Genomic DNA, 24778 nt, shown 5'->3' with positions numbered 1-24778 from the left:
AAGCCAGCCAACAGAACCGTCATCTCTGGTACATGTTGCTTGATTGCTTGCGCCAATGGCGGTACCTGCTCCGGATAACTCGCATCGTCCGAACAAATGACCGTGATCATCGCACCCGATGCCACCGCAGCTTCTGCCGCCTCTACAGGGGTAGCGAATGTTTGCTTGCGCCATACGTCAAAGCCGCCAACCGCAAAAAACTCTGATGCGAAATCTGCCCGTGCCTTATGCTTTGCCACCGGACCCATCGTCGCCAAGAATACGGTCGGTCTTTTGCCTGTTGTTATCAAGAAATCATCTGCCTGTATCCGCAAGGCTTCAAAGCGCTCGGATGCCCGGTGAATGTGGAGTGGCTGGATGATAGTCTCCACTGAATCTTCACGTCTCATGGCTTTAGCGATATCTCCCACAGTCGCTCCATGAAGGACTGCTTTTACTGCACGTGCCACGAGCTCGTCAGTATGTTTTGCCAACTCATCGAGCGCTGCGGGGACGAGAGTGGCGTTCTGTTTCAGTCGAAGGGATCGTGCTTCCGCTGCTCGCTCTTCGTGAATGCTCGGAAGACTCTCGGCCTTCAGTGGCTGCTCAGCCGTATTCGCATACATGTTCGTTCCAACCAAACGCTTTTTACGCATATCGATGCTCGTTGCTTTTTGATCCGCGATCTGGGCAATCAAGCCTTGTGGGAATCCTGCTTCTAATGCGCTCAGCATGCCGCCGTGCTCTTCTACCTGCTGGAACAGCTCCCATGCTTTTTTCGCTAATGCATCTGTGAGCCATTCAACGTACCAAGAACCTCCCGCAGGATCGATCACTTTTGCCAAATGCGCTTCTTCTTGCAAAATAATTTGCGTATTTCTGGCAATTCTTCTTGAAAACTCATTGGCAGGGCGGATCGCTTCGTCAAATGCGGATACATGCAGACTGTCTGCACCACCAATAACGGCTGAGAACGCTTCTGTCGTGGAACGCAGCATGTTGACATACGGATCGTAAATCGTCTTGGTCCAGGCCGAAGTTCTGGCGTGAATCGTCATTTTTTGGGCTTCCGTTGATCCGCCGTAAGCCGCCACGATGTTTGACCAGAGCATTCTTGCAGCACGCAGCTTCGCGATTTCCATGAAGACGTCTGAACCGATCGAATACGAGAACTGCATACGTGGTGCGATATCCTCTATGGAGAGCCCCCGCTCAAGCATCGCTTGCAAATAGTCGACTCCTGTGGCCAGTGAAAAAGCTAGTTCGGTTACTGCGTTTCCGCCGCCATCCTGATAAGGATTGCTTTGAACCAGAATCGTTTTCAGCGCTGGCGCATGATCTTTTGCCCATTTCGTCATGCTTGCCATGGTGTTATATGCTGTCTGCAAGGAACAAGGGAGCTTGCCCACTGTGAGCAGAACCGCTACAGGATCTTGCCCGATGCATCCGCGAAGCTCGGAGACTTGTTGGCCTGTCGCTTCAACATGTGCCAAAAGGAGTGAAAGAATGGGCAGGCCAAGCGCTCCCGTGTTCACGTAAAGAGGAATCTCTGAAAGCTTCACCCCTTGAAATGCCTGCTCTACATCCTCTCGGCAAAAAACAGATACGCCTTTGTGACCAATCGTATCTGGGAATGCTTCGTCAGGATCAAGTCCAGCCAATGTCGCTTGATCCACCATCAGATGCAGCATCGTTTGGCCGCGCCCTAAATCGTCTACGGCTGCCTGATTAAATGCCTCGGCACTCGTTGCGATGATTTCCTGACAGACCTGCCATTTGTGTTCCTTTTGCTCGCCAGAGTGCTGATTCCCTCTATGAAAAGGCGCCTCTCCTGGTAGCGCTTCCAGATGCGCCAATGTTTTGACATCTTCGTACCGATAGATTGGCTGGCGAACAATCCCCTCGTACGAATGCGTCAGTAGCTTGGCATCAAAAGATGCACCCTTTAGCGATTTCTCTGCCGCTTCCCGCCATTGCTCGTACGTAGGAACGGAGAATTCCTTGAACCATGTATGTTTACTCACTCTTCCAGTCCTCCCCTTAAAAGCTGCTCCATTACGCTTGCTTCACCAGGAATAAAGGCTGTCCATGCTCGACCAACTGACCGTTTTCCACCAAGACTTGGACAATCTCTCCTTTTACTTCTGCTTCAATCTCGTTAAACAGCTTCATGGCCTCGACAATACAGACAATCGTAGTTGGCTCTACCCGATCATTTACGGATACGTATGGTGCTGCGTCAACTGCAGGTGCTGCATAGAAGGTTCCGACCATGGGAGAAGTGATTTTGTACAAGTTTTCCGTCACTTCCACCGATTTCTGATGAGGGGTTTCCACAGAGACTTTTTCGACTGGACGCTCAATCGTTTCTTTTTTAGGCAAAGAGACAACGGGTACCGCGGTCACGATTGGTGCGCTTTTGATTTGTACGGGGGTTTGATGTACGGCTGTGACTTGATTCCCATTTCTTCGTTTGATACGCAAAGAAGAATCTTCATCGTTTACCTCAAAAGATTCTATGTCCGTCTGCTCCAATAGCTTCACAAGTTCTCGTAATTCGTAAATGGTAAGCACGACTATTCCTCCCCTATTCCCGAATCTGACTGGCACAATCTCACGAACCGACTAGTTGGTCTGTTTCGATTGCGCAAGACCGACCAGTTGGTCTTTTCGATATTATAACAAATGTCAGAATACTAGTACAGACCAACTAGTTGGTCTGATTGAGTTATTTTATAAGGGACCATCAAGCGACTATGCCCCTGTCTCCTATCGAAAAGCTTGAGTGTAGCCGCATGATCCTTGTTAGCACCCCTACAATGGCTTGAAGGGATTTTCTTGTGATTGCAGGAAAAAACGTTGAAATGCCGGGTTTTCCATCGATTCTGATTTCAAAACGGAATGAAGAACCATATCAGCATATATATCCGCGATTTGCTCGATCGAGTACGTCCCTGACTTTTGATACCATTTGTAAATCCAGTTCACCATGCCAAAGATAGCCATGGACACAATCGGCACAGGCAGCTCCGGGCGGAACTCACCCGATTCGATCCCGTCCGAAATGACGGTAAACATGATTTTTTTATAGCGATCCCGTTTCGTTTCAATATCCGTGTAGTACTCCGGAGCTAAAAACAAACTCTCCTGATAAAAGATCGTAACCTGCGAGCGGTACAGATCAATCATCATGACAAAGGATTTTACGATGGCCTGGAGTCGCTCCGTCGGGGTATCCCACTTCTCGTAAGCTTCCTCTGCTTTCTCCAACACATACGTAATAAATTGATCATGAATGATGTAGAGGAGTTCATCTTTTGATTTGAAGTTGTGATAAAATCCTCCCTTTGACGTTCCGCTTTCTTTTACAATTTGATCCACAGTCACTTTGTGGTAGCCATTTGCTTCAAACAAGCGCATGGATGTTTCAATAATACGTTCTCTGATTGATTTTTCGACCATTATCTTCACCCGTGAACATTATAGCATAACTACATAGCAAAAACGCCGATTCTCTTCGGTGAGAGTTCGGCGTTTCTTCCTTAATTCGTTGGTGTGGAAACAGGCACGGCACCTGAATATTCTTCGAGTGTAATTCCTTTTTCTCCGATTTCTTGTGCGATCTCGGCCCCTACATAACGCAAATGCCACGGCTCATAAATATAGCCAGTAATCGAGTCTTTTCCCTCTGGGTAGCGAATGATAAACCCAAATTTCTCGACGTTTTCATCCAGCCACTTCGCTTCTTTGGTTCCAGCAAAGCAGCTCGTTGCTGCGCATTTGCCATCCTTGCCAGATACGTCAATCGCGAGTCCCGTCTCATGCTCACTCGTCCCAGGAACAGCACTGTAAGTCCGTGCCTTCTCTACGCCGTCTTTTTTTACATAGCGATTAAACAGCGCTTTCTGGTAGGCGTGGGAGCGATAGGCAGATACGCCAGCCAACTGGACACCGTCAGCCTGGGCTGCCGCAAATAACTGCTCAAGTGCACCCGCTGCTTCTTTGCGCATTTTGCGTTTCTCGCTCTTTTCAGGGAGCAAGTAAGGAACGTTTGGAAACACTAAATCATTTGGCTGATAGTTCTCTGGAAGCTTACGTTGTTTGTTCACCAGTACAGCAACACTCTCAGGCTCACCCACGACCTCGATGTCCGGGAACGACAGCTCAGGTGGCTGACCCGCTGGTGGCTTTTCTGCCGGCTTCGTTTCCGTTGGTTTCGCTTTCTGGGGTTGCTCCGGTTGTTCTTGCTTTGGTGTTTCAGCAGGTGAAGGCGTGGTCTCCTCCTTTGGCTTCGCTTCTTCTTTCTTCGGAGGAGTTGGCGTCTCCACGGATGATGGTGTCTGTGGTTCTAGTGGAGCAGCTGTACTGTTACATCCAGACAACACAAATGTCATTGCCGTTACGAGTACGAGCGGATGCAAAAGTCGGTGTCGAAAACTTCTCATTGTAACGTTCCTTTCGTTTTGGAGCTGATCCAATTATGTAGGTAATAAAAGTACGTACCTATTATGACATAATTGACCGGCGTTTCGTTACATGATTTATCGAGAAATCACGACCTGATCGATATTTAAGTAACCAGCTGGACTGATGGAGAAGCCCTGAATATGGTTGCTAATCACAGCCAAATTCTCCAGATTGCGAATCGGCACGACCAAAGCATCTTGCAGCTCCACTTCTTGTGCTTTTGCGTAGATGGCAAGTCTTTTGGCAGGATCTGTTTCGATACGACCAGCCTCGATGAGACGATCCAGCTCGGGATTGCTGTATTGAAAACTATTGCCAGCCCCGCCACCCGATGTATGAAATAAATTGTACTGATTGTAGTCGGCATCCCCGGTTGCATTTGCCCAGCCACTGACAAAAATCTCATGATCCTTTGTTTTCTCAATGGTTCGGACAAACTCATCGTAGCTGACGACTTTTAGCTCCGCGTCGATGCCGATCCCTTTTAATTGCGACCGTATCACTTGGGCAACCAAGATTCGATCCCGTCTGTTGTAGGTAATCATTTGAATAGGAAAACCATCTGGATAGCCCGCCTCTGCGAGCAACTGACGCGCTTGGTTGATGTCGTACGGGTAGCTTTTCACATTCGGACTGTAGCCGAACACATGCGGCCCAATCGGTGAGTTCGCCTTCGTTCCCACATTGTTATACACCCCTTTAATGATTGCTCCCGTCTCGATCGCCATACTGATGGCTTTCCTCACACGGATATCATTCAGTAGTGGACGTGATACATTAAACCCGATAAACTCCGTCCCGAGCGCATCACTGCGGTACACACGCATTTGGTTGGAGGCTTGAATTCGATCCAGCTCCATGACAGGGATGGACTCTGCAATATGTGCTTCTCCATTCTCGACCATCGCAATGCGAGCCGCATCATCCGGAACAACCTTGAAGACGACTTGATCAAGCGTAGCAGCCTCGCCCCAATAGGACTGGTTTTTGCTCAATGTGATTTGACTGCCAGGCTCCCATGATTGGAACTGATAAGGGCCAGTACCAACCGGGTGATGCGATAATTCCCGCCCGTATTTATCGATCGCAGTGGGGCTGATGATGCTCCCCTCGTGGCTGGCCAAAATAGACAGTAAAGGCGCAAATGGCTTATGAAGAATGAATTGTACTCTGTACGGATCGATGACCCTTACCTGCTTTACTTTTTCGAACATGGCTGCCCGTGGAGAAGCCACCGCTGGATCTAATACACGATCAAATGTTTTCTTGACCGCCTGTGCATGAAAGGGAGTCCCATCGTGAAAAACAACACCTTGTCGGAGAGTAAACTCCCAAGTAAGATCGTCGATTTGTTTCCATGCCGTTGCCAGCTGTGGCTGAATGTTCATGTTCCGATCTCGTTTGACGAGCCCTTCATACACTTTTCCTTGGACGACACTCGCCTCATTAATCGTCAAAATAAAATGGGGATCGAGATTTGCGGCATCCGACATACGCGCAATGATTAACGTCCCACCCTCAGCAACGTTTTGGGGTGTCGGTACGATTGGATTGTTGTGAGGCGGCTCCTGACCGAAAGAACAGGCTGATATGGCGATGATTGCTGCGAGTAACAGTCCAATTAGTCTGTGAAAGGATTTCTGCGTGTACATTGGACCCTCCCTGCATGCTCTTCTGTTTACCTAGTTGTATGTTTAGCAAAAAGACCGCCCTTCTCCCATGTTTCCCGGAGAGTAGCGGTCCACACTCTATTCTTTTTTAAATAATTGTTTATACTCCCCGAAGCCTTCTTCCTCCAAACGATCCTTCGGAATGAAGCGCAATGCTGCTGAATTGATGCAGTAGCGCAATCCATTTTCTCCAGGACCGTCCTCGAAAACGTGGCCGAGATGAGAATCTGCATCTTTGCTGCGAACCTCTGTACGAATCATGTTATGTGTCAAATCCACATGCTCGGTTACGGTTTCCTCTTGCAATGGCTTGGTAAAGGATGGCCACCCGCAGCCGGAATCGAACTTGTCCAAGGAACTGAACAAAGGCTCGTTGGAGACGATGTCTACGTAGATGCCCTCTTCCTTGTGATCCCAGAATTCGTTCGTAAATGGACGTTCTGTCCCATTATTTTGCGTCACCTCGTACTGGAGCGGAGTCAAGATTTTTTTCAATTCTTCTTGCTTCGCACGGTCGCGCCATGCTTCCTTGGTGAATTTCGCTCTGCCTGATGCCGCGCGGTAGTATTGGTATCGGACCGGATTTTTCTTATAGTAGTCCTGATGATATTCCTCTGCCGGATAGAATGGCTTGGCTGGCAAAATCAGCGTTGCAATCGGCCTTTGGAAACGACCGCTCGCATCCAGCTCTTGCTTGGATTTTTGCGCAAGCCTTTCTTGCTCTTCATTATGATAGAAGATCGCTGGCGCATACGATTGACCTCGATCACCGAATTGACCACCTGCGTCAGTCGGGTCGATTTGTCTCCAGAACATTTGCAGCAATTCCTCGTAGGAGATGAGCGACGGATCATATGTGATTTGGATGGCTTCATAGTGTCCCGTCGTATCAGAGCATACCTGTTCATAGGTTGGGTTCTCGACATGACCGCCTGTATAGCCGGAGACGACTTTTTCAATGCCTGGCATCTTGTCAAACGGACTGACCATGCACCAGAAGCATCCGCCTGCAAAGGTTGCGATTTCAAATGGTTGTGTATCGCTGTTCACGCATTTCGCCTCCTGTAGATATATGTACACTTTCCTTTACGATTGTACATGGTTTGCAAAAGCAAAGTCCACTCTGTAAGTGCTGCGAGGAGGGTTCCAAACTGAAAAGGAGACCTTTTTAAACGAAAGGTCCCCTTTTCGCTATTTAGTTGCTACTTAGACAGCGCTTTGGCAAATCCAGAGAGCATGACAACCATATGCGCAATTCCTTCTTCGAAGTCTTTCAAACGGATGGATTCGTTCGGCGCATGTACTTTGCAGCCAACCCAGCCTACCCCTGTACTGACAACAGGAAGCTTTAGCTGTTCACCGAAAATATACATCGGACCCGTGCCTGCCGCGTTTGGAGAAAGCACTGGCTCATGATCGTAAATAACGCGAGCCGTATCCAGTACATGAGCAACAAATGGATGATGGAAATCGGAGCGATACGCTTTTTGTCCGTTGATCATGGTGACGGTAATATCCGTAAAACCATGCTTCTCTAAATGATTCTCGATGCAATTCATGACGTGCTGTGGATCTTGTCCTGGGACAAGGCGGCAATCCAACTTGGCCTTCGCGCTTTTCGGCAGTACCGTTTTCGCGCCCTCTCCAGTATAGCCGCTATCCAGACCGCAAATGGTCATGGTCGGGTGAAAAACCATGGCTTCTCGTGGGTCCACATTATTTGCCGCGGTAATCAATGGGCGTTTCAAACCGTATAGCGCTGCTGTCGCCTCTTCACTGAACGGCAATTCGGAAACGACTTTCTTTTCATCCGCTGTCGGTTCCTCGATCCCATCATAGAAGCCTTCGACCAAAATCTCGTTTTGCTGATTTTTCATCGTCGCCAATGCCTGTACCAAGCGCCACGCTGCATTGTCTACATACGCACCGACAGAGGAGTGCATGTCGATATCTGCCCCAACGCATGTCAGCTCTAGGTACGCCATTCCTTTGATCCCGGCAACCATGCTGATTCGCTCATTTTCGTCCTTTCCACCGAATTCCCAAATGCAGGCATCCGCTTGGAAAAGATCCTTGTACTCTCGAAGATATGGCTCCAGATTCGGGCTGCCGATCTCTTCTTCTCCTTCGATCAGGAACTTGATGTTGCAAGGCAAACCGCCTGCTTGCTTCTGCAAAATGTGAATCGCCGTCAGACGCGCAACGAGATCACCTTTATTGTCGGCAGCACCACGCGCATACAGCTTTCCATCGATTATCGTAGGGTCAAACGGCTCCGTGTTCCACTCATGAAACGGCTCAGGTGGTTGAACATCATAGTGATCGTAAAACAGGATCGTTTTGCTGGCGTCTCCTTCACTGTCTGCTGCAAAAAACGCATACACCACTGGATTGCCACCAAGATTGTCGAGTACCTTTGTCTCTCCGCCAACCTCATGAATCATCTTGACCACGTATTCAACGGTCTCTGGGATGGCCTTATGCTGTGCGGATACGGTAGGAAAACGCAAATATTGCTTCAGCTTCTCGATTGCATGCGGCAAATTTTCTTGCACGATACCTATCACTTGTTCTTTGTTCACGATCGGGCACCTCCTTTTAGCATCTACCTGCTTATTCGACTTTCTCTTTTTGGTGTGCAACCAAATAGCTGTCAAACCAATCCGTCGTATATTGCAGTCTCAACACACGTTGCTCAGGATCACCACTGCGGGATAGTTCATGACTGGCACCCGGGAAACGGACAAATGACACCGGGGCCTTGCCTTGATGCTTCAACGTTACATAAAGCTGCTCGGCCTGTTCGATCGGACAACGGTAGTCATGTTCTCCATGCATGATCAGCAGAGGTGTCTCGATGTTCTCTACCAAGCGGATTGGTGAATGCTGCCACATTTTTTCCGGATTCGTGAATGGATTTGCCTGAATCTCTTCGGCAGTGAAGAAGTAACCGATATCACTCACACCGTAAAAGCTTACCCAGTTGCAAATACTCCGATCTGTTACACCCGCTTTGAATCGATTGGTTTTACCGACGATCCAGTTCGTCATGAAGCCGCCGTAGCTGCCGCCTGCGACACCCAAGCGATCTTCATCGACAAACTCGAAATGATCGCATGCATATTGCACCGCCGTCATCAAATCGCTATAATCGTTCCCTCCATAGTCACCGCAGCAAGCCTGAACAAAACGCTCTCCGTAACCAAAGCTCCCTCTCGGATTCGTATAGAGTACGGCGTAGCCTTTTGCAGCGAGCAGCTGGAACTCGTGGAAAAATGTATTTCCGTACATAGAGTGAGGCCCGCCATGAATTTGCAGAACCATCGGATATTTTTTTCCTTCTTCAAAACCGACAGGCTTGAGCATCCAACCGTGCAGCTTCCAGCCATCCTTCGCGACAAACTCCATTTCTTCTGGAACAGGGAGCTCAATGCCCGCAAATAGTTCTTCGTTCAGCGTTGTTAGACGTTTTTCTTCTCCGTCTTTCAGACTTACTTGATACAAGTCGCCCGGCGTAAACGGGTCACTGATGGCAGCAACCACCGTTTGTTCGTTTTCATGTAGTGAAAAGCCGTAAATATTCCGGTTGCCCGCTAAAACATTCGTGACTTGTCCGTCTAGCGTTACGTGATAAATCCCAGAATTTCCTCGTTCGCTTGCGATAAAATACATGCCTTTTCCGTCCGCTGTCCATACAGCGCCTGGATTCGGGTGACCTGGCGATCGCATGTCTCCGATTGTGGAATCGCCAACCTGTACGTCCCAATCCGCTGTGATGCAAGTATAGTCGCCCTTTTCAAAATCATATACCCAGATGCGCTTCTGTGCTGCGTACAAATGCGTGTCCAATTCACTTCCGATATACGCTAGCTTTTTACCGTCGTGTGACCAGGTTGGATAGGCAAAAATCCCTTTGCTGTTGGTCAGCTTTTTCCATTCTCCCCCTTCAGAAGGGATGAGAAAAACGTCAGCACTATGCTGAAAATCAGGGTCTTCTGCTCGGTTCGCAGTAACAGCGATCCACTTTCCGTCCGGCGACCAGGACCCAATCGTATGATTGTATGGGCCATCGCTGAGTGGAGTAATCTCGCCTGTTTCTACATGAACAATGGCCAGCTGCTTGTTTTTCTCGTAAATGAACCCGAGATCATCGGATTTGTACTTCATTCTTCCGACATGAATGGCTTTGGCATTTTCTTTCTCCTCGGTTCCCTCGAGGTCTGCGAATGTTTCACCCTCATCCAAGATCGACGAGAAGACAATGTATTGGCCGTCAGGTGACCAAGTCGGATTGCTGACGCCGTTTTTGCAACGTGTGAGCTGCCTTGCTTCGCCTCCGTGTGCATCGATCAGCCAAATCTGTGGTTTTCCAGATCGATTCGAAACAAAGCTAATCTTTGAACCATCCGGTGACCAGCGCGGAAAGGTGTCGCGGGAGCCAGACGTCAATGGCTGTGGATCATCCGCATCCAATCTGCGTAAAAATAAGTGATTTTGGTATGCGTGGGACTCATCGATTTGATTTTCCACATAGGCAAGCGTTTTTCCGTCTGGTGATAGCTGCGGATCGCTCGCGTACCGCATTTGATACAAATCTTCAGCCGTTATGCCTCTTTTTGCTTGCGTCATCCTAATCACTCCTCGATTTTATTGGTGGATGCAAGTTGCTCCAAAAAGAACTGGGAAATCTTTTGATTCAACGTGATGTGATTGTCCAGCTTTTCGGTAAAGTGACCTTCATCCTCAAAAATGTGCAAATCGACTTCTTGCCCCCTGCCTCGCATGTCCGCTACGAGCTGTTCTGCTTCGCTGACAGGAACACGCGTATCATTGCGCCCGTGGAATACGAGAAGCGGTGCCGTGATCTTATGGGAATGATTCAAAGGAGCAATTTCTTCAAAAAAGTCATCGTCTTCGCCGAGGAACCCATACTCCACTTCACGCAATCTCCGTCTCCATGCCCCGGTGTTCTCCAGAAAGGTTTTGAAGTGGGAAATCCCCACAATATCAACACCTGCGGCCCACAGGTCAGGGTAATGCGTAAGCGCAGCCAATGTCATGAATCCTCCGTAGCTGCGGCCCATGATACCGATCGCATTCGGGTCAACACTTGGACGGTTGCCTAAATCTTTGACCAGCCAAGCCAAATCTGCTACAGAATCCATACGCTTGCGTCGATCATCGAGCTGGACATATTCCCGACCGTAGCCCATGCTGCCGCGAACATTCGGTGCTACCACCGTAAAGCCTTCGTTCGCCAAAAATTGAAAAACAGGATGATACTCCGGTCGAATTTGGCTCTCTGGCCCGCCATGGACGTAGACGACGACTGGTTTTTTCTCGGCATGCTCGGATGTATCTTTTGCATAGAGGAAATACGGCACTTCCAAGCCATCAAAAGAGTGAAAGGTGCACAATTCCGGCTCGATGAGTTTATCTTCCAGAGCATCGGATTGACCAATGTTCGTCACACGTCGGCAGGTTTGCTCCGAAATGGTATACGTCCAGATGTCTCCCGGCAGTGTAGGACTTTTCAGTGTAAAAGCGAGCTGATCATCACTCACCCAGGCCAAGGAGGAGATCACTCCACGTGGTGCTTCCTCCACCCGCTCCCAGCGTTGCTCTGTCAAGGAATAGAGAGCAAGAACGGAATAGCCTCCTTCATTGATCGTGAAGGCAAGTAGCTTCTCGTCGAGGGATAATTTGGCCTCCTCGATGTCCCATTTCGGGTCGTGTACCAGTTTGTCCAGTTCTCCTGTACGCATTGAAAAGCGGCACAACGCTTTCGTGTTTTCATCGCGGTTGGTTACGAGATATCCCGTTTGGCCGTCTTTAGACAGTACCAAGGAATGGTAGCGCGCATGTTTGCTGCAAATGGCGAGCTTTTGTGCTTCCTTCGTTTGCAGATTCAACAAATACAGGCAATTGTCAATGTTGGTCTCCTGCACGCTGAAAATGAGTCCTGTCCCATCTGGCAGCCAGCCGATTGGATCGGTGCGCCCATCATAGCGAAAGACTTCCTCATACGCACCACTCTCGACATCCTGTATAAAAATATCAAAGCTGCGCGGATTGCGACGATTGCTGGACCACGCGATCTTCTGCCCACACGGAGACCAGCCTCCCAAATAGTGAAAATAATCAGGAGCATCTGTCAGCGGCTTCACAACTGCACCATTTTCCGTTAGCAAAAAGAACTGCTGCCGCTCGTCTCCCTTGTTGTCCATACCGACAATCGTTTTCGTTCCGCACGGGGAATGGTCAACTTCTACCACACGATCAGGGAAAAAGCTCACTTGCTCCGAGCGGTTGGACTCTTCATTCCAGCGCCACAACTGCGCAATACCTGTCAGCTTCGTTAAAAAGGTAATCTCTCTACGCTGCGGTACCACCTTCAATTGATACGCGGATTTCACTTGCAGATAGTCCAAAATCACGAGAAATCATCCTTTCCTGTTTTTGCTAGATGTTCCTTGGAGTATGTAAAGAGAAAAAAGAGGAGAAGCTCCTCTTTTTTTCTATTTTTTGGTTGCCCAGCGAGCGCTTGGGAACGCGTTGACTGGGAAAGTGAGACCTTCCAGATTCGGTTTCACCAAATAGTTTTGCTGGTAGTGGTAGACTGGAATGAACGGCATTTCATCCATCAAAATGGCTTCTGCCTGGTGAAGCAGTTCCATACGCTTGTTCGGGTCTTGCTCAACTTTTGCTGCCATATTCAACTGATCATACTCTTTGTTCACCCAACCAGTACGGTTGTTCGGGCTTTCACCCAAATAGTAGTCCAGGTTAAATGCAGGGTCGTTGATTTGACCTACCCAGCCCATACGGCCCATTTGATAGTTCTTTTGTTTCGTTGTATCCAGATACACTTTCCACTCTTGGTTTGTCATTTTCACTTCTACGCCCAAGTTTTTCTTGAGCATTTCTTGAATCGCTTGCGCTATTTTCTTGTGGCTTTCATCGGTGTTGTACATGAGTGTAACGTCTGGCAATGTGGACCAGCCTTCTTCTTGCATACCTTCAGCCAGCAACTTCTTCGCTGCTTCGTAATCTTCTTTGAAGTAGTCTCCGCCCTCTTCACGGAAGTCTTTTCCGTTTGGTTGTACCGCTCCGCGAGGTACCATGGAGTAGGCTGGTGTCTCTCCACCTTGGCTTACCATTTCGGACAGCGCTTTACGGTCGAGCGACATTGCGAAAGCTTTACGGACTTTTTTATTCGTAAACGGTTCTTTCGTTACGTTAAACATGTACATGTACGTACCATAGTAAGGAACGGATTTGAAATCTGGGCTCGATTTTTCTTGCGCGAGGATGTCAGACGGCATCTCTTTGTTGAAGTCGAGCTCGCCACTCTTGTACATCTGATAGGCAGTCGTGGCGTCATTCACCATTTTCCAAGTGATCTTATCCATTTTTACGTCAGCTTTGTTCCAATAATGCTCGTTCTTTTCAATTACGAGCTCGGAGTCATGCTTCCAGGAAACGAGCTTGTAAGCGCCGTTGGAGATGTAGCTGTCCGCATCTGCTGCCCATTTTGGATTCGCTTCTGCCTGCTTCTTGTTGATTGGGTGCCAGTAACGGGTAGCCAGCATTTTGTCAAAGTACGAAGTAGGTGCGACCAGCTCGATTTCGAGCGTTTTTGCATCGACTGCCTTGATGCCTACCTCTTCTGCTTTTCCAGTACCCTTATTGAATGCTTCTCCACCTTTGATGTAGTAGAGCAGATAAGCAGAGGTCGAAGCTGTTGCCGGATCAAGATGCTTCATATACGTGTAGGCAAAATCCTCTGCGGTAACCGGCTCACCATTGGTCCACTTCGCATCATCGCGCAAAATGAACGTATACTTCAGCTTGTCATCCGACAGCTTCACTTCCTTCGCTACTCCCAAGATTGGATTGCCATCCTTGTCCTTGGTGTATAGACCTTCCCCCAAGTGATCCATGATCCAGAAGGACGTCGTATCCGTTGACGTGAGTGGGTTCAAATCTGGTGGCTCGGACTTGGAATTGAACACAACTTCTTGTTTGGCAGCAGCGCCTGGGGTAGTGGTACCTCCAGTCGATGTTGACTCGCCACTACCGCCGCAACCAGCTAGAGCCGGAATGACGAGCGAGAGCGACAGGGCAAAGGCAGCTAATTTCTTCACGTTGTTTCCCCCTATATATTAAGATAGAAAATCGAACTACTGATAGAGATGACAAGCGACCCAATGGTTCGGTGCGGCTTCCTGCCATTCAGGAATCTGTGCCGCGCATTGCTCCATCGCCTTTGGGCATCTTGTTCGGAAAACACAACCGCTCGGAGCGTTGGCAGGACTCGGCAAATCGCCCTGCAAAATGATGCGCTCCCGCTTGATTGTCGGATCAGGAATCGGAATCGAGGATAGCAACGCTTGTGTATATGGATGAAGTGGCTTTGCGTACAGCTCGAAGCTGTTTGCCATTTCTACCATTTTGCCGAGGTACATCACTCCGATTCGCGTGGAAATGTGCTTCACCATGGACAGATCGTGGGCGATAAATAAGTAAGTCAGCCCCCTGTCCTGCTGCAAGTCTTCCAATAGATTCACGACCTGCGCTTGAATCGACACATCAAGCGCCGAAATCGGTTCATCCGCGATGATAAATTCCGGTTCGACCGCAAGTGCTCGGGCAATCCCGATCCGCTGCCTTTGGCCTCCGCTGAATTCATGAGGGAATCGGTTCGCATGTTCCTTAGACAAACCAACGAGCTCCAGCAATTCTTTGACCCGATCCGCTCTTGCACCACGAGACAAGCCGTGAATATCCAAGCCCTCCGCAATAATGTCCATGACGGTCATGCGCGGATTCAGACTTGCTTGCGGGTCTTGAAAAATCATTTGGACGTCGCGGTGGAACTGCTCTGCATCTTTCCCTTTTAAGAGGTGTGCATTTTTTCCTTTGAACAAAACTTCTCCATCTGTATTTTCATAGAGGCGAATCATCGTTCTGCCCAACGTCGACTTTCCGCAGCCGCTCTCGCCTACTAGCCCGAGCGTCTCGCCGCGATTTATGGTGAAGGTCACGCCGTCGACTGCTTTTAGCGTAATCCCATTGCCGATCTCAAAATGCTTTTTTAGATTTTTGACTTCAACCAACGCTTGGCTCATTTACGTCTGCCTCCCTGCTGCCACCAATTCTTCCAGCTTCGGTGCCCGTGGATCATGTAGCCAGCATGCAGCTTGGTGACCCTCGGTGAATGTGGAAGCGTCCGGCATTTGCTGCTCGCATATTTCCATCGCAAACTGACAACGCGGAGCGAACGGACAACCTTTTGGTGGGTGGAATAAATCTGGCGGCGTTCCCTCAATCGGTACCAGGCGTTCCTTTTCCACACCATCGATCCGCGGCAGAGAGCGCATCAAGCCCCATGTGTACGGATGCTTCGGATTTGCGAAAATATCTTCTACCTTGCCTGTTTCCACCACAATTCCTGCATACATAACCACGGCCCGGTGCGCGATTTCGGCTACGACTCCCAAGTCATGTGTAATCATCACGATGGAGAGTTGCTGCTTTTCCTGTAATTCTCGGAGCAAGTCCAAGATTTGTGCTTGAATCGTTACATCCAATGCTGTCGTCGGTTCATCTGCAATGACGAGCTTTGGATTATTGGCGAGTGCAATCGCGATGACGACACGTTGGCGCATTCCCCCGGAAAACTCATGCGGGTATTGATCGACCCGTTTTTCCGGATCAGGGATACCGACCAGTCGAAGCATCTCCATCGCTTTTTTACGCGCCTCTTCTTTGCTGACCTGATGGGTACGAACAAATCCCTCGACGATCTGGGCGCCGACCTTCATCGTCGGGTTCAGTGCCGTCATCGGGTCCTGGAAGACCATCCCGATCTCAGCTCCACGAATCGAAAGCAATTCCTTCTTGCTCATCCCCGTGATAACTTTTCCGTCAAAACGAATCTGACCATCCACGATTCTTCCCGGCGGGTTCGGGATCAAGCCCATGATCGCTTGGGCGGTTACACTCTTCCCACAGCCGCTCTCTCCCACTACCGCAAGCGTCTCGCCACGATCAACATGAAAGGTAACTCCCCGTACAGCCTGTACCTCTCCACCGTACGTTTTGAAATGTACGCGGAGGTTTTCTACTTGTAGCAAATGATCCGCCATGTCTGATCCTCCTATCTTCGTGGCGAGGTTACTCGCGAATTCTTGGGTCCAATGCGTCCTGCAAGCCATCACCGAAGACGTTGAAGGCAAACATCGTCAAAGAAATCATCAAGGCCGGGAAGAAAAGTCTCCACCAATCCCCTGTCAAAATGACGCCGAGTGCATCGTTAGTCATCGTGCCCCAGCTAGCGATTGGCGCTTGCACACCCAGCCCCAAGAAACTGAGGAAAGATTCTGCAAATATCGCCGACGGAATGGTAAACGTCAAGTTCACGATGATGACTCCGATTGTGTTCGGAATCAGGTGGCGTAACAAAATCCGAGGGAATTTGGCACCCAGCACTTGCGCAGCCATGATGAACTCCTGGTTTTTCAATTGCAGGATTTGTCCCCGAACGAGACGAGCCATCCCTACCCAACCGGTTGCGGACAACGCGATGATGATGGTAACAATTCCAGGCTCCATGACAACCATCAGCATGATCACCACGAGCAGGTACGGCAGTCCGTACAAGACCTCGATCAATCGCATGATGATAGTATCGATTCGGTCTCCCTTTTTGCCTCGACCGGCCATGTATCCGGCAATACCGCCGACGGTCACTCCGATGACCAAGTCAATTAACGCTGCCGATATTCCGATAATCAGTGAAATCCGCGCTCCGTACCATGTCCGTGAAAACATATCGCGACCCAGCTCATCGGTTCCGAACCAATGCTCGCTCGAAATTTCCTGATTCGCATTCAAGAGACTCTGATCGGAATAGCTGTACGAAACGAGATGTGGACCAATTATCGCCATGGCCATCAGCAAAACAATCAGGGTCAAACCCACCATTGCCAGCTTGTTTCTGACGAGCTTTCTCGTTACTTGTTGAAAATGAGTCAGGCTCGGTCGCATCTGGGCGATCTGTCCATCTGCTTTTTGAGCTCGAGGTCGAAACAACTCATTTACTGATTGATCTACCGCCATTGGCTACCTCCCCCTGCTCGATAGTTTGATTCGTGGATCGATGAACATATAGGCCAGATCAATCAAGAAGATAATGAGCACCAAGATGGCACTGTAGAAAACTGTCGTTCCCAGAATAACGGGATAATCTCGATTGAAAATGCCATCAACGAAGTACTTGCCGATCCCTGGTACCGCAAAAATCTTTTCGACGACGAACGTTCCGGTTAACAACCCCGCGATAAGCGGTCCCATAAACGTGACGATCGGCAAAATAGCGTTACGGATTCCATGCTTGATCACTATCAGAAAAGTCGGAATTCCTTTTGCCTCAGCAGTCCGTATGTAATTCTGGTTCATCACGTCGATCATGCTCGTACGCATATAGCGTGTAATGATGGCTAATGGTCCAAAAGCAAGTGCGAGTGAAGGAAGAACCGAGTGTTTCCAGCTGGTAAGCGTCGCTACTGGGAATAACGGCAATTTGATTGCCAAGTAATTAATGAGCAATGGTGCCATGATGAAGCTGGGTACTGCAATTCCTAATACGGCCAGGACCATTGCCGCATAATCAATCCAGGTATTTCGGTTTAATGCCGCAATTGTTCCGAATAAAAGTCCGAAAAAAAGGGCAAACGCTATCGCTTGCAAACCGATCAGTGCAGATGCTCCGAAGCCATCTTTGATCATATCATTGACACCGCGTGTCTCCGACTTAATAGAAGGTCCTAAATCGAGCATGACCAAACTTTTTAGATAAAGTAAATACTGCATGGGCAGCGGTTCATCTAGATTGTATTTGGCACGCAGATTCAGCAAAATTTGCTCGGGCAACTGATCTGACTCTGACGCGAATGGATCACCAGGAATCATATGCATCAGGCTAAAAGTCAACGTTACAATGATCCACAAGGTGAGTACCATCATCAGAATTCTTTTAAGTAAATAACGTGACATCTTATAAGAGCCCCCTAGTCCAGACTTGCAAAAAGATTGAGAAAATTCAACGTACCCTCCTTTTGAGAAACCTTTAACGGAAATTGACCTAAAACATTCCTTAATTCAACAATATAGTGCCGTAATTATTTAATGTCAATTCTGATTTTTTTATTTTTTGCATCGATTCATAAAGGAATTTGCTGAAAGTTGTCAAATATACAACTATTAATACGGAAATTTTCCCTAAACCATCCCTATTTAAAACTTCGTGGTCGCTACAGCTCCCATGCCCAACTGATGGGTTATATTCTATCTTTATAAGAAAGACTGGCATACTAGAATGCCGAAAAAAGGATGGATCTCCTTCCTGACGAATTGTTTATCCCGTAGTTTAACTTTTTTGGAGGACATTTTGATGATAAAAGTTAGCATAGTCGGTCCAAAAGATTCAGTAGATGCAATGGTAGCTGTGGGACGTGAGTTTTCCGATCACATCCTGCTCACCTCCTTTATTTATCAAGGAGTGGAACAAGTACCTGTCTATGTAGCCGAAAATGATATGGAAACAGACATCTGGTTCTTCTCTGGAGTCGCCCCCTACTCGATGGCAAAAGCGCATATTGGCAAGAAAAAAGCCTTTTATCCGCAAGTCAATTCAAGTGTCCTGACCAAAGCATTACTCGAATTGGTATACCGCGATGGTTTTTCTTTAGATCGCGTGAGCTTCGATACCATTTCGGAAGCGCATTTTCGTGAGACTTTAGAGGAATTGGGCCTGCACTGTGAGAATCCATACCTAAAGCCATATAAAGAATTCAGAAAGAGATCTGAATTGGTAGCCTATCACACCCGCCTTATCCAGGAAGGCAAGGTAGACGCTTGTGTCACAGGAACGCTTTTCGTCACCGAAGAATTAAAGCGACTAGGAATCAGAGTATACCGAATGGGCTTCACCCGCTTTATATTTCGAGAGATTTTCAAGCAAATTCTGCAAGAGGGTGAAACGCTCCACTTCAAGCGCTCCCAAATTGCTGTTCAATTGATTGAGGTATCCGACATGGAAAAGCTCGTAAATGAACCTGCAAACGCGTATGAGCTACGGCGCCTCGACTTGAAGCTGCAAGAGCTCGTACTCGATTACACAGAGTCGATTTCCGGTAGCTTCGTCGCGGTCGGCAATTCCAAGTTCATTATTTTTTCCACCCGCGGATCGTATGAAGACAACCCAGAATTTCACCCCACGATCCTTTTGGAAAAAATCAAGCTGCTCACCCATTCGCATGCGAATATGGGAATCGGTTTTGGTGTCACAGCATTGTCTGCAGAGCGCAATGCACAGCTCGCTCTCGGTCACGCCAAAAACCATAAGGATGCAGTGATCCTCGTTGACCATGACGGTTCGATTGAAGGACCACTGCGTCAAACGAACAGCATCAGCTACGAATATTGGACACAGGACAAAGAAATCAGCGAAAATCTGAAAAAAGCCGGTGTCAGTATTACGACGTTCAACAAAATCATTTCTGTCCAAAAAGCGCTGGGGCAAAAATATATCAGCGCTTCTATGATCGCAGAATGGATGGGGATGACCCCTCGCAATGCGCGAAGAATCTTGAGTGACTTGGCAGAGCACAACATTATCGAACTCATTGGGGAAGAGACGCCAACGAACCGGGGGCGCCCACGGAAGATTTATCGTATACTCCCCTCCCCACAAACTACTTAATTGTTTCTCCATGAGAAAGGTGTAAGCTTGTGATTTCCATACGAATAGGGGGTCATACACATGCCCGTTCATCCACAGATTCAACAAATATTAGACGTCTTCAACCGCTCACGCCATGATGTTGATTTCAACCAATTGACACCACAGATTATGCGAATGGCGACTGATCAAAATCGAGATTCAGGCGTGGAACGTGAACAGGTAAAAAAGGTAGAGGATCTATCGCTTCCCTTAGAAGGTCGTTCTATTCCAATTCGCATATACACACCAGAAGGACAGGCACCCTTCCCTGTACTCGTGTACTATCATGGAGGCGGATTCGTGATCGGCAATCTCGAAACGGTAGACTCGGTATGCCGCAACCTCGCAAATAACGCAAAATGCGTGGTCATTTCTGTCGATTATCGGCTCGCTCCTGAACATCCTTTTCCTGCAGGATTGGAAGATGCCTATGATTCTCTCCTATTTATTTCTGACCATGCTGATCAATTTGGGATAGACCCATCACGGATAGCGGTAGGCGGAGATAGCGCCGGGGGTAATTTTGCCACAGTCGTGAGTCTCATGGCTAAAGAGCGACAGGGCCCGCCTATCGTTTTTCAATTATTAATCTATCCAGCCGTAGGAATTGTGGATACCGCTCCTTATCCTTCCATGCAGGAAAATGCGAGTGGCTATTTGATGGATGTGGAATTGCTGAATTGGTTCCTCTCTCATTATCTACCACCTGCCGATCTCCAAAATCCATATCTTGATCCGATCATTGGAGCCGATCTCACTGGTCTTCCTCCTGCCATGGTGATTACAGCCGAATACGACCCTTTGCGAGATGGCGGAAAAACGTATGCAGACAAGCTACGCGATAGCGGTGTCGATGTCGTCTATCGAAATGAACAAGGTTTGATCCATTCCTTCATCGGATTCCATACCTCTATCAAGCAAGCGCAAGAATCGTTGGATGAGATGTCGGCACAATTACGAAAAGCATTCAAAATGTAGTCCATCTTGGATAAAAAAGCGTAAGCATGCGAACAGGGGATGTTCCTCTCCTTTCTCGACTGCTTGCGCTTCCTTTTTTCCAGAGCGCCATGTTCCATGGAAAGAAGGGGATTTTCTTTGGAAAGGGGAAATTGTTAAACATCAACATGATGGGAAGGGTGAAATCATTGACTAGACATACAGACGACAAAGTGACCATTCGCTTCGTTCGTATCGAGGATGCGGCAGCCATTTTATCTTTGCAGCGTGATGTGGTTTATGAAGGTGAATATTTTATTGCTGTTTCCGAAGAATTCGACAAAACCATGGAGCAGCAGCTTGAGTGGATACAAAACATCATCGACAATGACAGGGGAACCATGTTCGTAGCGGAAATAAACGGTGAATTGGCTGGCATGGTCGTGTTCGTTTCTCCGGCTCGCCAACGTTTGTCTCATACAGGTTCGATCACGATGATGATCCAGAAAGCTCACAGAAATAAGGGCATCGGCAAGGTTTTATTGAAGGAATTGTTAGCTTGGGCTGAGCAACATCCGCTCATTGAAAAAGTGAGCTTAGGGGTGTTCTCCAACAATCTGAGAGCGATTGCTTTATACAAAAGCCTTGGATTTGTGGAAGAAGGACGAAAAGTGAAAGAATTCAAGCTGGCTGATAATGAATACGCAGATGATGTCCTGATGTACAAATTCGTATAGCGTCCATTCGTATTCCTTCCATGCAAAAAAGGACCTTCGCAGCAGGTCCTTTTCTTATGAGCAAGTAAGCTCTATACCGATTTAGAAGGCTGAACAGATTGTTTCTTTTGAACACTGGCAACAATCACACCCACGACGATCAACAAAGAGCCTCCGATTTGAATCGACGTCACCTGCGAACCAAGCAGTAAAAACCCGACCAGCATCGCTACAAAGGGCTGCAAGTTAAGAAAAATAGCTGCTTTGCCCGTCCCTACCACTTTTAATTGTTGATTCCATACGATTCCACATATTCCTTGCATGAGAATCGCGGTCAAAATGAGCATCGCCCATGCCCACACTTCGTGACTGATCTGCGCCCCTGGCTCGATCGTCAGCAGCGCCGCAGGAGTCAAAAACAAAGTACCAACCGTCGTCGAGTACACGGTGGCAATAAACGGCTGCACGGTTTGCGTCAGTTTGCGAATGATGATCATGGAAGACGAGAATGTGACCATCGCAATCGCAATGAGAAAGACACCTTTGGAAATGGAGAGTCCTGCGCCAATACCGACTACGAAGAATGTTCCCATGAGAGCCAAGCCAGACCCAATCTTCATACGCAAGGTAAACTGTTCCTTCAAAAACAAAGAGGCCAGCACTGCGGTGACGATCGGCGACAAGGAAAGAATCAACGATGCCGTTGTCGCATCTGTCGTCAAGAGCCCGTTGAAATAGGCCGTTTGATTCGCCAGCGTCCCGATCAATCCGAGCAATACAAGAAGTCCTAGCTCACGAGCGGTGATTTTCACGAATTTTTTGGTCAGCCACGCGTAAATGATCAGAAACATAGATGTGAAAAGCAAGCGTACATCTGCCAAAAACAGCGGAGGAAACTCTTTAACCAGCATGCTACCAAAAACAAAATTACTGCCCCACAGCGTCACACAAAAAAGCAACAGCAAGTACGACCGAATCATGAATGTTCCTTCTTTCACCCGATGCATTATTCTTTCGATAGCTATCGTACAGGAGAGTGCGAAAAAAGTCCATGAGCTAATCTGCTATAGTTTGATGGAAATTATGTTTGGTTGTACAGTCCGAACATAATAAAGACCAGCGAACGACTTGGTTCACTGGTCTTTCCTTGTTTTATTGTACCATTTCTTCCAAAGGGGGTTCCTCAGTTGCCTCCAGTGCCCCTTCCATCTGCCCTGCCTCTTCTACTGCCGTCTCTTTCTCTTTCGCTTTCTCTTCCTCTTTCTCTTCCTCTTTTACTTCCGGCTTCTTCTCTGGCTCCGTCGGCGCGATTACACTCGCCACGAGTGCCGCGTATTTTTGCGAGCCTTCCTTATTCGGATGAACACCGTCTTTGTAAAAGTAAGAACTTTGCCCTTCACTTGCCGCATACCAATCCACAAGAACGACATGCGGATGGGCTGCAGCAGTTTCCGCCAGCATCTTATTCACGACGCTTTCCCACGGTTTAGGTACGCGAGAGTTGACGAGAATGATTTGCTCGACGCCATCCAGCGATTGCAGCAGCTTATCGAGCTGCCCTTTACTAAATGCGCCGTTTGAGCCCAATTCAATCACGACGCGATTTCCCAATTGCCCTTTTGCCTTGAGCTGCGCAATCACGTCAGGAGCCTGCGACATTTGTCTTCCGATTTTGGCATCCACGACGATTCCTGGCAATAACTTCTCCAGGTGAGGAGCCACATCGAGCATGACTGAGTCACCAATCACCGTGATTCCTTTACCGGAGCCTATCGCTTTCAGCGGTTCCTGTTTTTGGTCAGGCTGTTTGGAAGCATTCGAATCTTTCTGCTTCTCCACAGGCTTCTGCTTCTGTGCGTTGTTATTTGGCTTCTGCTCATTTTTCGGTTTTGTTGGTGGAGTAGCTGTTTTTTGAACCGTTTCCGGTTTCTTCTCTACGATTGGCACCTCAGGACCATGTGGCTTGTCGGGGACCTTTGTCTCGGTGACCGTCTGCGTTGGCTGAGGCTGCGTCACATTTCCAGCGGTCGCATCTGATGTGAGCGAAGCGATCCCATAATACGTGACACAAAGAGCAATCGCGCAACCAGTGGCCAATACACGGTTTAACCGTTTTGTTTTCTGTCCGGCCTTATTGGAACGATGCCAGATCCTGCCTAATGCACCGTAGCGAATAGGCTCTTCGAGATATTTCCATGACAACGATGCCAGCAAAATGCTCGCGAGGAGCTGCAAAACCGCTCCCGGTACCGCCATCCACTCCCTTTCCGCTAAAAACGGATTCGTCCAAACGATAACAGGGTAGTGCCACAAATAAATCCCGTAAGATCGAACGCCGATCCAACGCAATGGCTTACTGCCCATCCATTTCGCCAAGCTGCTTGCAGGATGTGCGAGTACTGCGACCAGCACGGCACTGACAACAGACAAAAGGACTAGACCGCCCTCGTACAAATAATCATCGTATTGATTCGTGTTCCAAATGCTGTACAAAAGAATCCCTAAGCTTAAGAAACCGCTTAGATCAAGCGTAATTCGCGCTTTTTGTGAAATGTTCGTCGTAAGCAAGCGACTCGGCCACATCATAGCGAGTGCGGCACCGATCAACAATCCGAATACCCGTGTGTCCGTCCCGTAATAAACACGACTCGGATCAAGACCTGGCTCATACAAAACGGCCATGGAGATGGCGGATAGTGCAGCCAGCGCCAAAGTAATGATCATGATTGGCCCCCTGCGCTTCAGGAAGCCTAGTCCCAGAGCGAGTACCAGCGGCCAAATGACATAAAACTGTTCTTCTACTGCCAATGACCACAGATGGCCAAGTGGTGAAGGCGGACCGAATTTTTCAAAATAAGATACGTCATGAAAAACAAGCCACCAGTTACTCACGTACAGAACGGCTGCTCCAACATCTCCGCGGATGGTATCCAACTGGTCTGGCGAAAAGATAGCCACCCCTGCCACCACCACAAACAGCATGAGGAAAAGCGCTGGGAGCAGTCTTCTAGCACGGCGCAACCAAAAGTCTTTCATGTCGAGTCTGCCATTCCGATTCCATTCTGCAATTAATAAGTCTGTAATTAAATATCCCGATAAAACGAAGAAAATACCGACACCCAGCAATCCCCCGGGTGCCCAGTCGTAATTCAAGTGATAAATAATGACTGCGAGTACCGCCAGCGCACGAAGCCCGTCGATCCCAGCCATGTATCGGCTGG

At 48.4% G+C, this 24778-nt stretch carries 19 protein-coding genes; 3 read left to right on the top strand and 16 right to left on the bottom strand.

Annotated features, from left to right (window positions below):
• From PMI05_RS21995 to PMI05_RS21930, 14 genes are all read right to left on the bottom strand, one after another.
• On the bottom strand, positions 1-2003 hold a 2003-nt coding region (locus PMI05_RS21995; protein ID WP_007726488.1), incomplete at its 3' end, for a methylmalonyl-CoA mutase family protein.
• Between the two features lie 31 nt (positions 2004-2034).
• Positions 2035-2553, bottom strand: coding sequence for an acetyl-CoA carboxylase biotin carboxyl carrier protein (gene accB, locus PMI05_RS21990; protein ID WP_007726479.1), 519 nt, complete (start codon positions 2551-2553; stop codon positions 2035-2037).
• Between the two features lie 240 nt (positions 2554-2793).
• Positions 2794-3441 (bottom strand): TetR/AcrR family transcriptional regulator, encoded by a 648-nt coding sequence (locus PMI05_RS21985; RefSeq protein ID WP_007726477.1) that lies wholly within the window; start codon positions 3439-3441, stop codon positions 2794-2796.
• A gap of 80 nt (positions 3442-3521) precedes the next feature.
• Positions 3522-4424: a D-alanyl-D-alanine carboxypeptidase family protein gene (locus PMI05_RS21980; protein WP_007726475.1), complete on the bottom strand. Its 903-nt coding sequence runs from the start codon at positions 4422-4424 to the stop codon at positions 3522-3524.
• Between the two features lie 96 nt (positions 4425-4520).
• Complete coding sequence (locus PMI05_RS21975; protein ID WP_007726473.1) at positions 4521-6098, bottom strand: glutathione ABC transporter substrate-binding protein; 1578 nt, start codon at positions 6096-6098, stop codon at positions 4521-4523.
• Positions 6099-6194: 96 nt separating this feature from the next.
• Entirely contained in the window at positions 6195-7166 is a 972-nt protein-coding gene (msrA, locus tag PMI05_RS21970; protein WP_007726471.1) for a peptide-methionine (S)-S-oxide reductase MsrA, read from the bottom strand.
• 152 nt (positions 7167-7318) lie between these two features.
• Complete coding sequence (locus PMI05_RS21965) at positions 7319-8698, bottom strand: M20/M25/M40 family metallo-hydrolase (protein ID WP_007726469.1); 1380 nt, start codon at positions 8696-8698, stop codon at positions 7319-7321.
• Between the two features lie 31 nt (positions 8699-8729).
• Positions 8730-10745 carry a S9 family peptidase gene (locus tag PMI05_RS21960; RefSeq protein ID WP_007726467.1) on the bottom strand — a complete coding sequence of 672 codons (2016 nt, stop codon included), beginning with the start codon at positions 10743-10745 and terminating at the stop codon, positions 8730-8732.
• 5 nt (positions 10746-10750) lie between these two features.
• Complete coding sequence (locus PMI05_RS21955) at positions 10751-12553, bottom strand: S9 family peptidase (RefSeq protein ID WP_007726465.1); 1803 nt, start codon at positions 12551-12553, stop codon at positions 10751-10753.
• A gap of 81 nt (positions 12554-12634) precedes the next feature.
• A complete protein-coding gene (locus PMI05_RS21950) occupies positions 12635-14263 on the bottom strand; it encodes a peptide ABC transporter substrate-binding protein (RefSeq protein WP_007726463.1) in 1629 nt (542 codons plus the stop codon).
• Positions 14264-14299: 36 nt separating this feature from the next.
• Complete coding sequence (locus PMI05_RS21945) at positions 14300-15247, bottom strand: ABC transporter ATP-binding protein (protein WP_007726462.1); 948 nt, start codon at positions 15245-15247, stop codon at positions 14300-14302.
• Positions 15248-16267 carry an ABC transporter ATP-binding protein gene (locus PMI05_RS21940; RefSeq protein WP_007726459.1) on the bottom strand — a complete coding sequence of 340 codons (1020 nt, stop codon included), beginning with the start codon at positions 16265-16267 and terminating at the stop codon, positions 15248-15250.
• A gap of 28 nt (positions 16268-16295) precedes the next feature.
• Positions 16296-17240: an ABC transporter permease gene (locus PMI05_RS21935; protein ID WP_007726457.1), complete on the bottom strand. Its 945-nt coding sequence runs from the start codon at positions 17238-17240 to the stop codon at positions 16296-16298.
• Between the two features lie 3 nt (positions 17241-17243).
• Positions 17244-18176, bottom strand: coding sequence for an ABC transporter permease (locus tag PMI05_RS21930; RefSeq protein ID WP_007726455.1), 933 nt, complete (start codon positions 18174-18176; stop codon positions 17244-17246).
• Between the two features lie 397 nt (positions 18177-18573).
• Between PMI05_RS21930 and PMI05_RS21925 the strand changes: the two genes are divergently transcribed.
• The 3 genes from PMI05_RS21925 to PMI05_RS21915 all read left to right on the top strand — a co-directional run bounded on the left by PMI05_RS21925 (position 18574) and on the right by PMI05_RS21915 (position 21578).
• Entirely contained in the window at positions 18574-19884 is a 1311-nt protein-coding gene (locus tag PMI05_RS21925; protein WP_007726453.1) for a hypothetical protein, read from the top strand.
• Between the two features lie 60 nt (positions 19885-19944).
• Positions 19945-20883, top strand: coding sequence for an alpha/beta hydrolase (locus PMI05_RS21920; RefSeq protein WP_007726451.1), 939 nt, complete (start codon positions 19945-19947; stop codon positions 20881-20883).
• A 167-nt stretch (positions 20884-21050) separates the two neighbouring features.
• Positions 21051-21578, top strand: coding sequence for a GNAT family N-acetyltransferase (locus PMI05_RS21915; RefSeq protein ID WP_039961187.1), 528 nt, complete (start codon positions 21051-21053; stop codon positions 21576-21578).
• Positions 21579-21649: 71 nt separating this feature from the next.
• Here PMI05_RS21915 and PMI05_RS21910 read toward each other — a convergent pair whose 3' ends face one another.
• Complete coding sequence (locus PMI05_RS21910) at positions 21650-22537, bottom strand: DMT family transporter (protein ID WP_007726447.1); 888 nt, start codon at positions 22535-22537, stop codon at positions 21650-21652.
• A gap of 172 nt (positions 22538-22709) precedes the next feature.
• On the bottom strand, positions 22710-24778 hold a 2069-nt coding region (locus tag PMI05_RS21905; protein WP_007726444.1), incomplete at its 5' end, for an acyltransferase family protein.

The sequence above is a fragment of the Brevibacillus sp. BC25 genome (genome assembly GCF_000282075.1).
GTDB lineage: Bacteria > Bacillota > Bacilli > Brevibacillales > Brevibacillaceae > Brevibacillus.
The sequence above is the reverse complement of the archived record's forward strand: the minus strand, read 5'-3'. Positions and strand labels throughout refer to the sequence as shown.